This is a genomic window from Curtobacterium sp. MCBA15_008, assembly GCF_001865065.1.
GTDB lineage: Bacteria > Actinomycetota > Actinomycetes > Actinomycetales > Microbacteriaceae > Curtobacterium.
The window spans coordinates 122,197-137,142 of sequence record NZ_MJGN01000075.1; the positions used below are offsets into that span (position 1 = coordinate 122,197).

The window sequence follows — 14,946 nt, forward strand, 5'->3', positions numbered from 1 at the left end:
CGGGAGTCTCCGAGTGTAGTGAGCGCCACCACGGCCGCATGCCCGTTCGGGAATGTGTCGCTCAGTCTGCTGCGGCGACCACGTCGAGCACGGCCCGGCCGTACCGTTCGAGCTTCGCTCCACCGACGCCGGAGATCTCGCCGAGCTGGTCCTCGTCCGCCGGCTTCACCGCCGCGATGCCCCGCAGTGTCGCGTCGTTGAACACCACGTACGCGGGGACGCCCTGCTCGCGGGCCTGGGCCGCCCGCCACGCACGGAGTGCCTCGAAGAGCCCGACGGCCTCTTGTGGCATGTCCGTCACGACCGCTCGCCTCGTGCGGCTGCCGCGGGGCGCCTTCACCGGGTCGCGGCGCATCCGCACCGTGACCTTGCCGCCGAGGACGTCCGCGCTCGTCGGGCTCAGGACGATCGTGCCGAATCCGTCGCCGGACACCGCGGCGTACCCCTGCGCGAGCAGCTGCCGTGCGACCGCACGCCACTCGGCTTCGCCCAGGTCGTTCCCGATGCCGAAGGTCGCGAGGGACTCGTGGCGGAGCTCCTGCACGCGCGGCGACGGCTTGCCGACCAGGATGTCGACGAGGTGCGAGACGCCGTACCGCTGCCCGCGCTCACGATCGAGCCGGACGACGGTGGAGAGGAGCTTCTGCGCCGGCACGGTGCCGTCCCACGACTCGGGCGGGGCGATGCACGTGTCGCAGTTGCCGCACGCGGTCGACTCCTGCCCGAAGTAGGCGAGCAGTCGGACGCGGCGGCACTCGATCGTCTCGCACAGGGCGAGCATGGCGTCGAGGTGGGCGCTGAGCTGCCGGCGGTGCGCTGCGTCGCCCTCGGACTGGTCGATCATCCGGCGCTGCTGCACGACGTCGTTCAGGCCGTAGGCGAGCCACGCCGTCGAGGGCAGCCCGTCACGCCCGGCACGACCGGTCTCTTGGTAGTAGCCCTCGACCGACTTCGGCAGGTCGAGGTGCGCCACGAACCGGACGTCCGGCTTGTCGATGCCCATGCCGAAGGCGATCGTGGCGACCATGACGACGCCGTCCTCGCGCAGGAAGGTCGACTGGTTGCGCTCCCGCACCTTGGCGTCGAGGCCGGCGTGGTACGGCAGCGCGGCGATCCCCTGCTCGGCGAGGGCGGTCGCGGTGCGCTCGACCGAGTTGCGGGACAGGCAGTAGACGATGCCCGCGTCGCCGCTGTGTTCGGTGCGGATGAAGGTGAGGAGCTGCTGCAGCGCGCCGGTCTTCGGCTCGATGCGGTACTGGATGTTCGGCCGGTCGAAGTCGGCGACGAAGTGCGCGGCGTCGTCGAGGCCGAGCCGTGCCGAGATCTCGCGGTGGGTCTGCGGCGTCGCGGTGGCGGTCAGCGCGATGCGCGGCACGGTCGGCCAGCGCTCGTGCAGGACGCTCAGCTCGAGGTAGTCCGGGCGGAAGTCGTGACCCCACTGCGCGACGCAGTGGGCCTCGTCGATGGCGAACAGGGCGATCCGCGCGCGGTCGAGCAGGGCGCGGGTGGACTCGAGCCGCAGTCGTTCGGGGGCGAGGTAGAGCATGTCGACCTCGCCCGAGACCACCGCGCGCTCGACGCGGGCACGTTCGTCGGGGCCCTGCGTCGAGTTGAGGAACGCGGCCTTCACGCCGTTCGCCGCGAGGGCGTCGACCTGGTCCTGCATGAGGGCGATGAGCGGCGACACGACGACCCCGACGCCGTCGCGGACGAGCGACGGCACCTGGTAGCACAGCGACTTGCCGCCACCGGTGGGCATCAGGACGAGGGCGTCGCCGCCGGACACGACCTGGTCGATGATCGCGGCCTGCTCGCCACGGAAGTCGTCGTAGCCCCAGACGCTCCGGAGCACCTCGAGCGCAGCGGCACGCGCCGGCGACCCAGCACCGACGGACGCAGCACCTACGGGCCCGGCACCTACGGGCCCGGCACCGGCGGGCCCAACACCGGCGGGCGCGGAGGCGCCCGCATCGGGCACGGCGACGGGCGCGGGCGTGGTGCTCATGCCACGAGCCTACGGCCGACCGGCGACACCCACGGCGTTGTCCACAGCGTCCGCACGGTCGCCGGAGCCGGCCACGTCGTCGGGGCGGGCGGGGGCGATGGCCCAGCCCGTGCCTCCAGGCCGGAGCCACTGTCGCCCGCCCGCCCAGGCCGGGGCCACACCGCGGAACCGGGGTGTCTCGTGCCCAGCGAACCGCCGGTCGAGGCCCCGCCACCGTGCCAGGAGCTCCACCATGCCCCAGTAGAGGAGCGAGGTGCCGAGGGTGATCAGCCAGCCCCAGACCGTCCCGTTCGACGAGTCGAGGTCGATCTTGGACCACCCCGGCGCCTGCAGCACGAAGATCATGATGTTGTTGAAGGCGTGCTGCAGGACGGTGGCCTCCATGCCGCCGGTGCGCAGGACGATGATCGCCGCGATCAGGCCGAACGAGCCGACGTCGAGGATGCCCCAGACGTTGTAGCCGTTCGGGATGTGGAGCAGGGCGAACACCACGGTCGACACCGCGACTGCGACGACCGTGCCGACGATGCGCCACGGGATCCACGAGCCGATCGTCTGCATGAGGAAGCCGCGGAAGATGTACTCCTCGGCCGCGCCCTGGAACGGCACGAGCAGCAGGACCAGCACGATCGTCAGGGTCAGCGTGCCGACCGAGACCGTCGACTGCCCGATGGCGGCGTGGTCCCACCCGAAGCCGCCGTCGAACGTGAACATGCCCCAGGTCTGCGTGAGGAACATGATCGCGGCGATGACGAGGGTCGGCAGGAGGCACCAGGCCGTCCACGCCCAGCGCACCCGGAACCGCGTCGAGGACAGGATGCCGGCCGGTCCGATCCGCGCGATCTTCACCGCGAGCAGGATGCCGGGCAGCAGCACCACGAGCGACACGAGCGACATCGACAGCACGATCGGGTCGGTCGGGTCGAGCGCGCCGCTGGCCAGGTCGTTCTGCAGGTCCATCAGCCCCTGCGGCCCCTGCGTGGCGCCGATCGGCACGAAGTAGGCGACCGCGATGAGGACCTGCGACGCGAGGTACCAGCCCGCCAGGAAGGCGAGCGCCACGAACGGGCGCCACCACCTCCAGCGTGCGTCGACGCGGGGCAGGCGGTGGTAGGGAACGCTCACGTCACGCAGGCTACCGGGCGGGGCAGGATGGGAGCCGTGCTCACCGTCGTCCTCGGCCTGTCCGGCGCACTCGTCTACGGCTTCGCCGACTTCCTCGGCGGGCTGGCATCGAGGCGTCTCCGCGCGGTGACCGTCGCGGCCGTCGCCGCCGCCGTCGGGATCGTGCCGCTGCTGCTCGGGCTCGTGGTGGTCGGTGGCGACTTCACCTGGACCGGCACACTGTGGGGCGCCGTCGCCGGGGCGTCCGGTGGGGTCGGGGTGCTCCTGCTCTACCGTGCGCTGGCGATCGGCCCGATGAGCGTGCTCTCACCCCTCACCGCCGTGTTCGCCGCGGTCGTGCCCGTGCTGGTCGCGGTGCTCCGCGGGACGGCGCTGTCCGGACTCGCGATCGCCGCGCTGGTGGTCGCCGTGGTCGCGGTCGTGCTCGTCGCGGCGGTCCGGGACTCCTCCGGGGCGCGGGTCACGGCGCGCGGCCTGGTCACCGCGGCGGTCGCTGGGTGCGGATTCGGTGGCATCGTGCTGGCGTACGACCTCACGCCGTCGGACTCCGGCGTCGCACCGCTGGTCGTCGCGCGGGTGCTGCAGGCGGTGCTGCTCGGTGCGGCGGCAGTCGGCACGGCGCTGGCCGGCCGCCCTGGAGGCGCGGGAGACCCCGCCACGTCGGCCGACGCTGCGGGGGCTGCCGTGCCTCCAGGGCCGGTGGTGCGTCCGGCGGGTCCGGTGCGGTGGCCGGCCCGTCTGCTGCTCACGGTGGTGGCCTGCGGGGTGCTGGACGCGCTGGCGAACGTGTTCATCCAGGCTGGGCTGCACTCGAGCGACGACCCCGTGACGCTGCCCGTCGTCAGTGTGCTCAACGCGCTGTACCCGATCGGCACGGTGGTGCTCGCGGGGGTGGTGCTGCGGGAGCGGCTCACCGCGGTGCAGTGGGCCGGCATCGTGCTGGCGTTCGTGGCGTCCGTGGGGCTGGCGTTGGCGTAGGGCGGTGTTGGCCGCTCCCGTCGCGGGCGCGGCCGAGTTTCGCGCTGAGCGACACTTCTCGGCTTCCGGAGCGCGTGAGGTGTCGCTCACGCCGAAACTCGGCTCGCGGGTGGCGGTTGTCGGCCTCCGCTGCCAAAGCGACAGATGGGGCGGAAGCCGCCGCGTCTGGTTCGCGAGAGCGACAGATGTCCGCGGAAGGTTCGCGCGCAACTGTCGCTTTCGCGAGGCGGCACGGGATCGACGGACCGGGCCAGGCGGCCGGGCGCGCGGGGCAGCCGGGCGGCCGGGGCCGTCAGGCGTCGGGGATCAGGCGCTTGCCGAGCGACACCGTGTGGTCCGGGGCGTAGCCGAGCGACTCGTAGAAGCCGAGCACCTGCTCGTTGCCGGCCCGCACCTGCAGGTTGAGCTTCGGGCAGCCGAGGTCGATGAGGAGCCGCTCGAACTCCGCCATGAACGCCCGACCGAGGCCGGAGCCCTGCAGGTCCGGGCGCACCGCGAGGTAGTTCACCCATCCGCGGTGCCCGTCGAACCCCGCCATGCCCGCGCCGACGACGGTGCGCTCGGCCTCGGGGTCCATCGGCTCGGGGTCCATCGGCTCGGCGACCAGGAAGAGCTCGGGCTGGACGGTCAGCTTCCGGGCGATGTCGCGTCGGGGGTCGTTCCACGGACGGACGAGCCCGCAGGACTCCCACAGGGCGATGACGGCATCGGTGTCGGCCGGGGTGAAGGCGCGGAGGACGTGCTGCATCTCCTCACGGTAACGGTGCTGTGGACAACCTCGTCACGGTGCCGTCGTCGTGGTCTGATAGACCTGTCCGACCACCCCTTCCGGATCAGGAGCCCCGTGACCGCACACGAGACACTCCCGTCACGTCGATCCACACGTGACGGCTCCGATCGTGCGCGGCGGGCGCCCCGTCGGCGGCAGACGGTGGGCGGCGCGATCGTGTCGCTCATCGCAGAGCTCCTCATCATCGCGGGCGCCGGCACCGGCCTGTACGTGGTGTGGACCGCGTGGTGGACGGACGTCGTCGCCGTGAACGCGCAGACGCACCTCGTCGAGGGACTCGGGCAGCAAAAGGCCGTCGCCGGCATCGGCACCGAGCACCGCGGCCCCGCGCCCGTGCTCGCCGAACCGCCGACGGTCACCGACGTGTTCGGGACGATGCAGATCCCCCGCTTCGGCACGGACTACAAACGCCCCATCGGCGAGGGCACCGACCGTGAGAAGGTGCTCAACACCATCGGGCTCGGCCACTACCAGGACACGGCGATGCCCGGGGCCGAGGGCAACTTCGCCGTCGCCGGGCACCGCGTCACCTACGGCAAGCCGCTCAACCAGATCGCCGAGCTGAAGACGGGTGACTCGGTCGTCGTGCGGGTCACCGACGCGAAGACGAAGTTCGACGTCTGGTACGTGTACAAGGTCACGGACTCGCAGATCGTCACCCCGGACCACATCGAGACGATCGCGCCGGTGCCGAACAAGCCTGGTGTGGAGCCCACCGCCGACGACCGCTGGTTGACCCTCACCGCGTGCCACCCCATGTGGTCCGCCAAGGAGCGGTACGTCACGCACGCCAAGCTCGACTACTGGATGCCCGCGTCCGAGGGCACCCCGAAGGAACTCTCGGAGACCGCGAAGTGATCTTCCCGTTCGTGTGGCGGATCCTGCCCGGTCCGACCGCCCTCAAGGTGCTCGAGCTGCTCGTGCTCCTCGCCGCGATCGTGTACGTGCTGTTCACGTGGGTGTTCCCGTGGGTCGCGGCCGACATCCTGCCGCCGCCCGACGGCACCGTGGACGTCTCGCCGTCACCCTGACCGACGCCGCTGCGCGCTGCCCGCTGGCGTCGGGGCCGTGGTCGCGGCCGCAGTCGTGGCCTCGGTCCCGGTCGTGGTCGTGGTCGTGGTCGTGGTCGTCAGACGGTGGTCGTGACGCGCGAACCGCCCTCGAGCGTCCGCCGCACCGCGATCCGTTCCGGGATCCGCTGCTTGAGCTCCTCGACGTGACTGACGATCCCCACCTGGCGGCCACCCGCGGTGAGACGCGAGAGCTGCCCGATCACGTCGTCGAGGGTCTCCGGGTCGAGCGTGCCGAACCCCTCGTCGACGAACAGCGTGCCGAGTGACACGCCACCGGCCTCGGCCTGCACCACGTCGGCCAGCCCGAGCGCCAAGCAGAGCGACACCGTGAAGGTCTCGCCGCCGGAGAGGCTGCCGGGCGCGCGCCGGGTGTCGGTCGTCTGGTCGTGCACGGCGAGGGCGAGCCCCGTGCGTCGCGCCCGTGAACCCGACTCGCGTTCGTCCGAGGTCTCGAGGGTGAACCGGCCGGCGAGCATCGCCCGCAACCGGTCGTTCGCCGCCGCGACGACGTCCTCGAAGCGACGCATGAGCACGTAGGTACCGAGCGTGATGCCGCTCGGGTTGACCGACGGTTGCCCGGCCGCGATGTCGGCGAGGCGCACCACCGCGCGGCTCCGGGCCGAGGTGTCGTCGCGTGCGCGCACGGCGTCGGCGACCTCGGTGGCGCACTGCTCGGATGCCGTCGCGCGGTCCTGGGCGGAGGTCGCCGCCCGGGTCGCCTGCTCGGCGGCGAGGGCGGACTGCTCGCGGTCGACCCGCGCCCCCTCGAGGTCGAGGGCATCGGCGTCGGTACCGGCGGCCGCCACCACGTCGGGCTCCGCCAGGCCGGCGTCCACCACGGCGCGCTCGCGATCGGCGGTGGCGACGGCGCGCTGCAGCTCCTCGGAGCGCCCACGGTCGAGGAGCCCGGCCCGTGCGGCGGCCACGTCGTCGAACTCCTGCTCCGCCAGCACCCGCTCCACCTCGGCCAGGCGCTCACGGACCGCGCCGGCGGCGGCGACCGCGAGGCCGTCCGCCCGGGACACGGCGTCGAGCCGATCCACCAGCGCGTCGAGCCGTGCGACGCCCGCGCCCAGCGAGTCCGGTTCGTCGTCGAGCAGCCCGGTGACGCGGTCGACGGCCTGCTGGACGGCCGCCGTGTCCTGACCGAACCGCTCGGTGTCCGCCGAGGCCGAGGCCACCAGGACCGCCCGCTCGGTGGCGACCTCGTTGCGCTGCCGTTCGAGGGTGCGGGTCTGCTCGTCGTGCGCGGCACGCTGCTGTTCGAGGGTGCGGACGCGGACGGCAGCGGTGTGGGCTGCCTCGACCAGGGCACCGGCAGCGGCAGCGAGGGCGTCCACCGTCACCGCGTCGGTGTCGCCGAGCGCCTGCACGAGCCGCTCGTGCTCCGCTCGGTCGACCGCGAGGGCAGCGGCGCTGTCGGAGAGGTCCTGTTCGGCGCGGCGTGCGGCCCGGCCGGCGGCCTCGATCGCTTCGGCCGTGGGGTGATCGTCCTGCGGGAGCGCCACGGCGGGGTGCTCGACGGCGCCGCACACCGGGCAGGGATCGCCCGGCTGCAGGGCCGCACCGAGCTCCCCGGCGAGGCCCGCGATCCGCCGTTCGCGGAGCTGCTGCTCGGCGCGCACCAGGTCGTGCGCGGTGGTCCGAGCCGCCCCGACGGCGGCCTCGGCAGCCCGGACCCGCCGTTCCGAGGCCGCTCGGGCGTCGAGGTCGGCGCGGAGTCGCCCGACCCGCTCGACCTCGTGTCGAGCGGCCTCGGCCCCGGCGGCCGTCTCGGCGGCGGCACGGGCGTCCTCGACGATGCGTGCCCGTTCGGCCGGTCGGGCCTCGAGCGCGGTGTCGAGGTCGGCCAACCGTCGTGTGAGCTGTTCGGCGCGGCTCGAGGCATCCGTGATCGAGCGGCGGCGCGCGACGAACCCGGTCTCCACCGCGACGAGGTGTCGCACCGCGGCGATGCACTCGGCGACGGTGGCACGCCGCCGGACGAGGTCGTCCCCCGTCGCGCTGATCTCGTGCCGGGTGCGCAGGGCATCGGCCGCCGACGCTGCCTCGGCAGACCGGACCCGAGCGGCGTCGAGCCCGTCGGCGATCGCCGCCACGCGCGCGGCACGGTCTGCGAGGGCCAGCCGGGTGCGTGCCGCGTCGACGTCGGGTGCACCGGCGTCGAGGAGCGACCGGCGGCGGAGGAGTTCGGCGCGCCGTTCGCGGGCGGCGGCACGTGCGATGATCGCCTGCTCGTGCGCGGCGGCGGCCGTGGCGGTGCCTGCGGCGGCTGCTCGTGCCGCCTCGGCCGCGTCGGCCGCAGCGCGGAGGGCCACCACCGTCGGGGTGACGGCGGCTTCGTCGGGGTCGTCCGCGCCGGCCGCCTGGGCGAACCGGCTGAGGGCGTCGCGCACGCGGGCGTCTGCACCGTCGACCTCGGCCTGCACGGCGCGGCGACGGGCGGCGAGTTCGTCCGCCGTGCGGTCGTAGACCTGCGTGCCGAACAACGACTGCAGGAGCTTTCGTCGCTCTTCGCCCGGCGAGCGCAGGAACCGCGCGAACTCACCCTGCGGCAGCACGACGGTCTGCAGGAACTGCGCCCGGTCGAGCCCGACGATGCGGGTGATCTCGACGGCGACCTCGGGGATGCGGGACGACACCGGTTCGCCCGCGACGTCGGCCGGACCGGCGAGACGGAAGAGCTGCACGGACGCCTGCTGCTTCACGGTGCCGGTGCCGCGCTGCTTCGGGCGGTCGTACTGCGGCGTGCGGCGGACCCGGTAGACGCCCGCACCGGTCTCGAAGACCAGCTCGACGAAGGGCTCGACCGTGGGGTCGGCGTGCTGGCTGTGCAGCCGGTCATCGGTGGCGTCGGCTCCGGCGAGCTTGCCGTACAGCGCGAACACGACGGCGTCGATGATCGTCGACTTGCCGGAACCGGTCGGCCCCTCGAGCAGGAACACCCCCGAGGCGGCGAGCGCGGCGAAGTCGATCGACACGAGGTCCGGGTAGGGACCGATCGCGCGGAGGTCGAGGCGGTGCAGGTACATCAGCGATCCCCCTCGCGCTGCAGAGCCAGGGCTGCTGCCTCGTACGCCTCGGTCAGGATCGCCCGGTCGTCGTCGGTCGGCGCGGCACCCGTGGCGAACGACACGAAGTCCGCTGCGACCTCGACCGGGTCGGACGTCGCCGTGACGGCCCGCGCCGCGGCACGTTCGCCGCGGTCGGCCGGCTCGTGCGTGATCGCGAGGGCGTACGGGAAGTGGTCCTTCACCCGCGCGTACATGCGTTCCGGGTGCACGGTGTCCGTCACGGCCACCCGGACCCAGGCATCCGCCGCGGACCGGAAGGCACCGGACTCGATGTCGTCGATGCTGCCGCGGACGTCGACCAGCCGTCGGGGCACGGGTGCCGGGACGAGTTCGACGGTCACCCCGCCGGCGGAGTCGAGGTCGACCACGGTCACCGACTTCTGCTGGTTCCGCTCGCCGAACGAGAACGCGAGCGGTGACCCGGCGTACCGGATGCGGTCGGTCCCGCCCACCCGCTGCGGGCCGTGGAGGTGGCCGAGTGCCACGTAGTCGACGCCGTCGAACACGCTCTCGGACACCCGGTCCACCCCGCCGACGCGGATGTCCTGCTCGCTGTCGCTCGGCTCGGTCCCGCCGACGAAGGCGTGCGCCACGACGACGCTGCGCGTGCCCGATCGCTGGGCGAGGTCGGCGCGGACCCGGTCCATCGCGGCACCGACGACGGCCTGGTGGGACCGGGCGAGGGGCTCGTCGGGCACCGCGGCGAGCGCGTAGCGGGTGAGGTCAGGGTGCAGGTACGGGATGCCGTAGACCGCGACCGGCCCGGCTGCGTCGGAGACGACGACCGGGGTGCCGATGCCCGCGGGTTCGGCCAGGATCCGGACGCGGGTGCCCATCACCCCGGCGCCGAAGCCGAGTCGTGCGGCGGAGTCGTGGTTGCCCGGGGTGAGCACGACCGTGCTGGTCCGGGCCAGTCGTTCGAGCGCGTGGGACAGCATGCGGACGGCGTCGACCGGCGGGATGGCGCGGTCGTAGACGTCGCCCGCGATGACGACGAGGTCGATCGCACGCTCGTGCACCTGGCCGACGAGCCAGTCGAGGAACGCCTGCTGGTGGTCGAGCAGGTCGGCACCCAGCAGTGTGCGGCCGAGGTGCCAGTCGCCGGTGTGCAGGATGCGCATGCCGTCACGGTAGCGCCGGCCGGGGACATCCCGGGGTGCCCCGCGGCACCCTGTGGAGAACCGGCAGGGTCAGGCCGCGCAGCTGAGGTTCGTGCCGACGAGCGCCGTCTGGATCCGGGCGGTCGCGGTGCTGTCGACGTACCAGGACCCGGCCCAGTTCGTCCGGATCTTCACGGTCACGACGGCGCCGAGCGACAGGATGCCCTGGCCCGTGACGCGGATCGGTGCGGTGCTGCCCGTGGGGCCGGTCGCCGCGATCGTGCCGGCGTTCGTGTTCAGGACGGAGAACGAGGTGGCGGCCGGACCGCCGTAGGCGAAGCCGATGTTCACGGAGCCGTCGCCGTTCGCCGTGCAGGTCAGCGCGGTGGCCGGCGTCGCCGTCCCCGCGCCGAACGCGGTGGCGGTCGTGGCGGTCTTCGACCACGGCGCGGCGACCGCCTGGGCCGGCAGCAGCACGCCGGCGCCACCGGCGACGACGAGGACCAGTGCGGCGCCACCGAGTCGGCGCAGCCGACGCACGCGACGCGCCTGCCGACGCAGGATCCGGCGGCTCTGGACGGGCGCGGTGTCGGACTGGAGGCGCGTGGCGGCGCCGTCCCGCGCCTCCAGGCCGTCGTCCGCACCGTCCCCGTCACCGGCACCCGACGAGCCGCCGGGACCGGCCGGGTCCGACTCGGCGAACCGCCGCAGCGACCCGTCGATCGTGCAGAGCGCGAGGACCGCGACCAGTGCGAGCGCGAGCATGCCGACCGGCACCCACTGGCCGGTGCGGATCCACGTGATCGGGGTCCCGACGAACGGCACCCGCAGGAACGCGACCCCGTGCACGGCGGAGCGCTCGAGCGGGGTGGAGTCCTGCTGCGGGTTCGCGTCGCCCTTCGTGACGAGGGTGCCTCCGGGGCCGTCCTCGACGTAGCGGTGCATGCGGAGGTGCCCGGGCTGGTCCGGGTCGTCGGCGAGCAGGATCTTGCCCATCCGGACCTCGCCGGCCGACACCGGACGCGAGACCACGACGTCACCGGGGGCGAGCCGCGGCTCCATCGAGCCGGTCATCACCGTCGTCGGCTGCCAGCCGATCACCGCGGGCGCGGCGGCCCACAACGCGAGCCCGAGCAGCGTGGCGACGACCCCGCGGGCGAGGGTGGCGACGACGACGCGCCCCCAGTCGACGGCGTCACGGACCACGTCGTGCGGTGTGGGACCACCGTGCACTGTGATGCTCGTCATGACTGCCTTCGACCGGGGGCGCGTTCTGGAGGGATGACGGACGGGTCCGCGTCGGGTGCGGTCCCGGTCGTCGCCGGATGCAGAGGACGGGAGCGTTCGGTCACGCTCCCGTCGGGCCCGCTCAGCTGTTCTGGGCCTCCCAGGTGAAGCCGAGGGCCGCGGTGCCGCCCTGCACGGAGTTCGGGGCGGTGCTCGAGACCGTGTAGGTGAAGCGGTAGACGCGCGACTCCGACGCGGTGCCGGTCGGGGCCCACGTGCCGAGGCCGCTGGCGAAGTTCGCCGCGGTGAAGTTGCTGAGCAGGCCGCTGTAGAGGGTGCCGCTCGTGGTGGCGGGCGTGAAGCCGGTGCAGGAGCCGAAGCCGCCGCCGGTGCCCTGCTCGACCGTGAGGGTCATATTCGCGTCGAGGGCCTTGGTGGCCGAGGCGTTGGTGCCGTACAGCTTCACGGTCGAGGGCAGCGAGCCCGTCGAGGTGACCGTGATGCAGTTCGCACCCGTCGAGCCCGGCTTGAGGCCGGTCGCGTTGAACAGCGCGGTGTTGTTGTCGTCGTCGGTGAGCGCGACGCTGCCGGCGGTCCAGTTGCTGGTCGGGTTGACCGTGGTGGCCGAGAAGGCCGAGTAGGACGCGGTGGACACGACGACACCCGAGGCCACGAGAGCGGCGGGGATGGCGATCCAGGCGGCGAGACGGGCGGCGCGAGGGGTGACACGAGACATGGCGGAGCTCCTGATCCGAGGTGGCGCCGGGTCCGCGGTGGTTGGCCGCGCTTCGTCGCCGTGGGTGATTGCTACGACGATCAAGCTACTTGGCAGCCGTGCTGCTCACAAGTGGAGGAATGCCCCCACTGCTGGGGGTAGTTCAATCGGTGAGATACTTGTTCAATGAGCTGCACGGCGGCATACCCGTGCCGCCCCGCCGATCGCGCGAGCGATCACCACCCGAGAAGAGCCGCCCGATGACGGACACCGCCCCCGCGATCCCCGCCCCTGCGCTCCCCCGGCAGCACGACCACGAGCTGCCCCCGGCGCCGGTCTCCCCCACCGTCAGCGTTCCGGAGACCGCACCGGACACCGACGTCGCGAAGCTGATGACGGCCTTCCGCGTGCTCCAGATGCAGCACGCCCGGGTGCTCCACCATGAGAGCTCCACCCGTGGCCTGAACGCGACCGACGCCCGGTTCGTGTTCTTCCTCGCAGCGGCGGACGGCGAGGGCGTCACCCCGAAGCAGGCCGGCGAGTACCTCGAGCTGTCCACCGGGGCGATGACGTCCCTGATCGACCGGCTCGAGAAGCGTGCCCACATCGAGCGTCGCCCGAACCCCGAGGACCGCCGCAGCATCCTCATCCACCTCACGCCCTCCGGCGCCGAGGTCGCGCGCGGGATCGGTGCCGTCTACACCGCCGCCTTCCGTGAGGTCATCGCCCCGGACGACCGGGCCGCGCTCGCCGACGCCTTCGACCGGCTCGGCACCGCCCTCGACCGGCACTCCCGCGCCGTCCACGACGAGACCACGTTGGCCGGCCTCGCCGTCTGACCGGCCCCACCGCGTGTGACGGACCGTGTCGGAGCCGCCGCGTAGCGTGGCGGCATGACCCCTTCTGAACTCCTGATCGAAGCGTTCTCCCGCGTGCCGTCGACGGTCGCACGTGCCGTCGAGGGGCTGTCCGAGGACCAGCTGGCGTCGCGCCCGGCGACGGGAGCGAACACGCTCGCCTGGCTCGCGTGGCACATCGCCCGGGGGCAGGACGCGCAGATCGCCGACCTCGCCGGCACCGAACAGGTGTGGACGGCGGACGGCTGGGTGGAGCGGTTCGGCCTGCCGTTCCCCGCCGAGGCGCTCGGGTACGGCATGTCCCGCGACGACGTCGGACGCGTCCGCGCCTCCGCCGACCTGCTGCTCGGCTACCTGCAGGCGGTGCACGAGCGCACCGTGGCCTACGTCGGCACGCTCGCCACGGAGGACTTCGACCCCGTCGTCGACGATGCTTGGGACCCGCCCGTCACCGCCGGTGCCCGCCTCGTCAGCATCCTCGACGACTGCACGCAGCACGCCGGCCAGGCCGGGTACGTGCGCGGACTGCTCTTCTTCAACCGCTGACGCGGTCCGGACAGACAGACGGGAGGCCCGTGGCGATCCCGCCACGGGCCTCCCGTCGTGCTGCTGGTCGCGACTACCGCGCGGCGAGCTCCGCGACGATCCCGTCACCGGGAGCGGCGTCGACGAGGTCCGCCTCGATCTCCGCGTGCTCGAGGATGCCCTCGATCTTGCGGCGACGGCTGCGCGGGACGATCGTCACGACGGTGCCCTCCTTGCCGGCACGACCGGTCCGGCCGGACCGGTGCATGTACGCCTTGTAGTCGTCCGGCGCGTCGGCCTGCACGACGAGCGACACGTCGTCCACGTGGATGCCGCGGGCGGCGACGTCCGTCGCGACGAGCACGTTCACCCGGCCGCTGGTGAGCAGCTGCAGATTGCGCGTGCGGCGCGACTGGTTGAGGTCACCGTGGAGCGACGTCGCGCGGATGCCGGCGTCCTCGAACTGGTCGGCGAGGCGCTCGGCGTAGGCGCGGGTGCGGGCGAACACGATGGTCTTGCCGTCGCCGGACACGAGCTCCTCGAGGAGCTGGTCCTTCTGGCGCTGCTCCACCACGAGCACGCGGTGGTCGATCGTCGACGAGGCCTGGTCCTCACCGGCGACCTCGTGGACGGACGGCTCGTGCAGGAACTGCTCGACGAGTGACGCGACCTGGGCGTCGAGCGTCGCGCTGAACAGGAGCTTCTGGGCGCGGTTGCCCTCCGGGGTGACCTCGGCGGTGGCGGAGAGGATCTCCTGCACCGGCTCCAGGAACCCGAGGTCGCACATGTGGTCGGCCTCGTCGAGCACGGAGATGACGACCTCGCTGAGGTCGAGCGTGCCCTTGTTCATGAGGTCCTGCACACGACCCGGCGTGCCGACGATGATGTCGACGCCGCGCTCGAGGGCGCCCACCTGGCGGCCGTACGGGACGCCGCCGTAGATCTGCGTCGTGAACAGGCCGACCGAGCGGGCGATCGGCTGCACCGTGCGGTCGATCTGCAGGGCGAGCTCGCGCGTCGGGGCGAGGATGAGCGCACGCGGGGCGCGGCCCATCTTGCGCTTCGTGCCGCCGCCGTTCTCCATGAGCTTCTCGACGAGCGGGGCTCCGAACGCGATGGTCTTGCCGGAGCCCGTACGGCCGCGGCCGAGGACGTCCTTGCCGGCGAGCACGTCGGGGATCGTCGCCGCCTGGATCGGGAACGGGCTGGATGCTCCGAGCTCGCCGAGCGCACGGGAGATGTTGCCGCCGATGCCGAGGTCGCCGAAGGTCACGCCCTCGACGTCGGCCGCGATCGTGGCCTCGGCCTGGAGCTTCTCGAGCTTGACGTCGTCGGCGGGGACGAACGGCTTGCGCTCGGCGTCGTCACGACGGGGTGCACGGTCGTCACGGTCGAAGCGACGGGGTGCACGGTCGTCTCGGTCGAAGCGACGCGGGGCACGGTCGTCGCTGTCACGACGGGGCGCACGGTCGTCACG

General features: G+C 72.9%; 13 protein-coding genes. 5 read left to right on the forward strand and 8 right to left on the reverse strand.

Going from position 1 to position 14,946, the window contains the following annotated elements; all coding sequences use genetic code 11:
- Window positions 1-61: 61 nt before the first annotated feature.
- On the reverse strand, window positions 62-2,005 hold the full coding sequence (gene recQ / locus BIU96_RS18825; protein ID WP_071294129.1) for a DNA helicase RecQ: 1,944 nt from the start codon (window positions 2,003-2,005) through the stop codon (window positions 62-64).
- Window positions 2,006-2,014: 9 nt separating this feature from the next.
- On the reverse strand, window positions 2,015-3,130 hold the full coding sequence (locus BIU96_RS18830) for a CPBP family intramembrane glutamic endopeptidase (protein WP_139200154.1): 1,116 nt from the start codon (window positions 3,128-3,130) through the stop codon (window positions 2,015-2,017).
- A 36-nt stretch (window positions 3,131-3,166) separates the two neighbouring features.
- Here BIU96_RS18830 and BIU96_RS18835 point away from each other — a divergent pair, with 36 nt between their 5' ends.
- Complete coding sequence (locus tag BIU96_RS18835; protein WP_083403088.1) at window positions 3,167-4,108, forward strand: EamA family transporter; 942 nt, start codon at window positions 3,167-3,169, stop codon at window positions 4,106-4,108.
- A 292-nt stretch (window positions 4,109-4,400) separates the two neighbouring features.
- On the opposite strand, the gene BIU96_RS18840 is transcribed toward BIU96_RS18835, so the two are convergent.
- On the reverse strand, window positions 4,401-4,856 hold the full coding sequence (locus tag BIU96_RS18840) for a GNAT family acetyltransferase (RefSeq protein ID WP_071294132.1): 456 nt from the start codon (window positions 4,854-4,856) through the stop codon (window positions 4,401-4,403).
- A 198-nt stretch (window positions 4,857-5,054) separates the two neighbouring features.
- Between BIU96_RS18840 and BIU96_RS18845 the strand changes: the two genes are divergently transcribed.
- Both BIU96_RS18845 and BIU96_RS20030 read left to right on the forward strand, forming a co-directional pair.
- Window positions 5,055-5,756 carry a class E sortase gene (locus BIU96_RS18845; protein WP_254786251.1) on the forward strand — a complete coding sequence of 234 codons (702 nt, stop codon included), beginning with the start codon at window positions 5,055-5,057 and terminating at the stop codon, window positions 5,754-5,756.
- Window positions 5,753-5,929, forward strand: a complete 177-nt coding sequence (locus tag BIU96_RS20030; RefSeq protein WP_175477615.1) for a hypothetical protein — start codon at window positions 5,753-5,755, stop codon at window positions 5,927-5,929. Before BIU96_RS18845 ends, BIU96_RS20030 begins: the two co-directional genes overlap by 4 nt.
- 98 nt (window positions 5,930-6,027) lie before the next feature.
- Here BIU96_RS20030 and BIU96_RS18850 read toward each other — a convergent pair whose 3' ends face one another.
- The 4 genes from BIU96_RS18850 to BIU96_RS18865 form a co-directional block, all read right to left on the reverse strand.
- Complete coding sequence (locus BIU96_RS18850) at window positions 6,028-9,003, reverse strand: AAA family ATPase (protein WP_071294134.1); 2,976 nt, start codon at window positions 9,001-9,003, stop codon at window positions 6,028-6,030.
- The gene (locus BIU96_RS18855; protein WP_071294135.1) at window positions 9,003-10,166 is read right to left on the reverse strand and encodes an exonuclease SbcCD subunit D; all 1,164 of its coding nucleotides are present in this window, start codon (window positions 10,164-10,166) and stop codon (window positions 9,003-9,005) included. Before BIU96_RS18855 ends, BIU96_RS18850 begins: the two co-directional genes overlap by 1 nt.
- Window positions 10,167-10,235: 69 nt before the next feature.
- Window positions 10,236-11,393, reverse strand: coding sequence for a S24/S26 family peptidase (locus tag BIU96_RS18860; protein ID WP_071294136.1), 1,158 nt, complete (start codon window positions 11,391-11,393; stop codon window positions 10,236-10,238).
- Window positions 11,394-11,514: 121 nt separating this feature from the next.
- Window positions 11,515-12,108, reverse strand: coding sequence for a hypothetical protein (locus BIU96_RS18865; RefSeq protein ID WP_071294137.1), 594 nt, complete (start codon window positions 12,106-12,108; stop codon window positions 11,515-11,517).
- A 239-nt stretch (window positions 12,109-12,347) separates the two neighbouring features.
- On the opposite strand from BIU96_RS18865, the gene BIU96_RS18870 reads away from it, so the two are divergent.
- Window positions 12,348-12,926 carry a MarR family winged helix-turn-helix transcriptional regulator gene (locus BIU96_RS18870; protein ID WP_071294138.1) on the forward strand — a complete coding sequence of 193 codons (579 nt, stop codon included), beginning with the start codon at window positions 12,348-12,350 and terminating at the stop codon, window positions 12,924-12,926.
- A gap of 54 nt (window positions 12,927-12,980) precedes the next feature.
- Complete coding sequence (locus BIU96_RS18875; protein ID WP_071294139.1) at window positions 12,981-13,490, forward strand: DUF664 domain-containing protein; 510 nt, start codon at window positions 12,981-12,983, stop codon at window positions 13,488-13,490.
- 73 nt (window positions 13,491-13,563) lie between these two features.
- On the opposite strand, the gene BIU96_RS18880 is transcribed toward BIU96_RS18875, so the two are convergent.
- Window positions 13,564-14,946 (reverse strand): DEAD/DEAH box helicase (locus BIU96_RS18880; protein ID WP_254786253.1); only part of this gene is annotated, 1,383 nt, incomplete at its 5' end.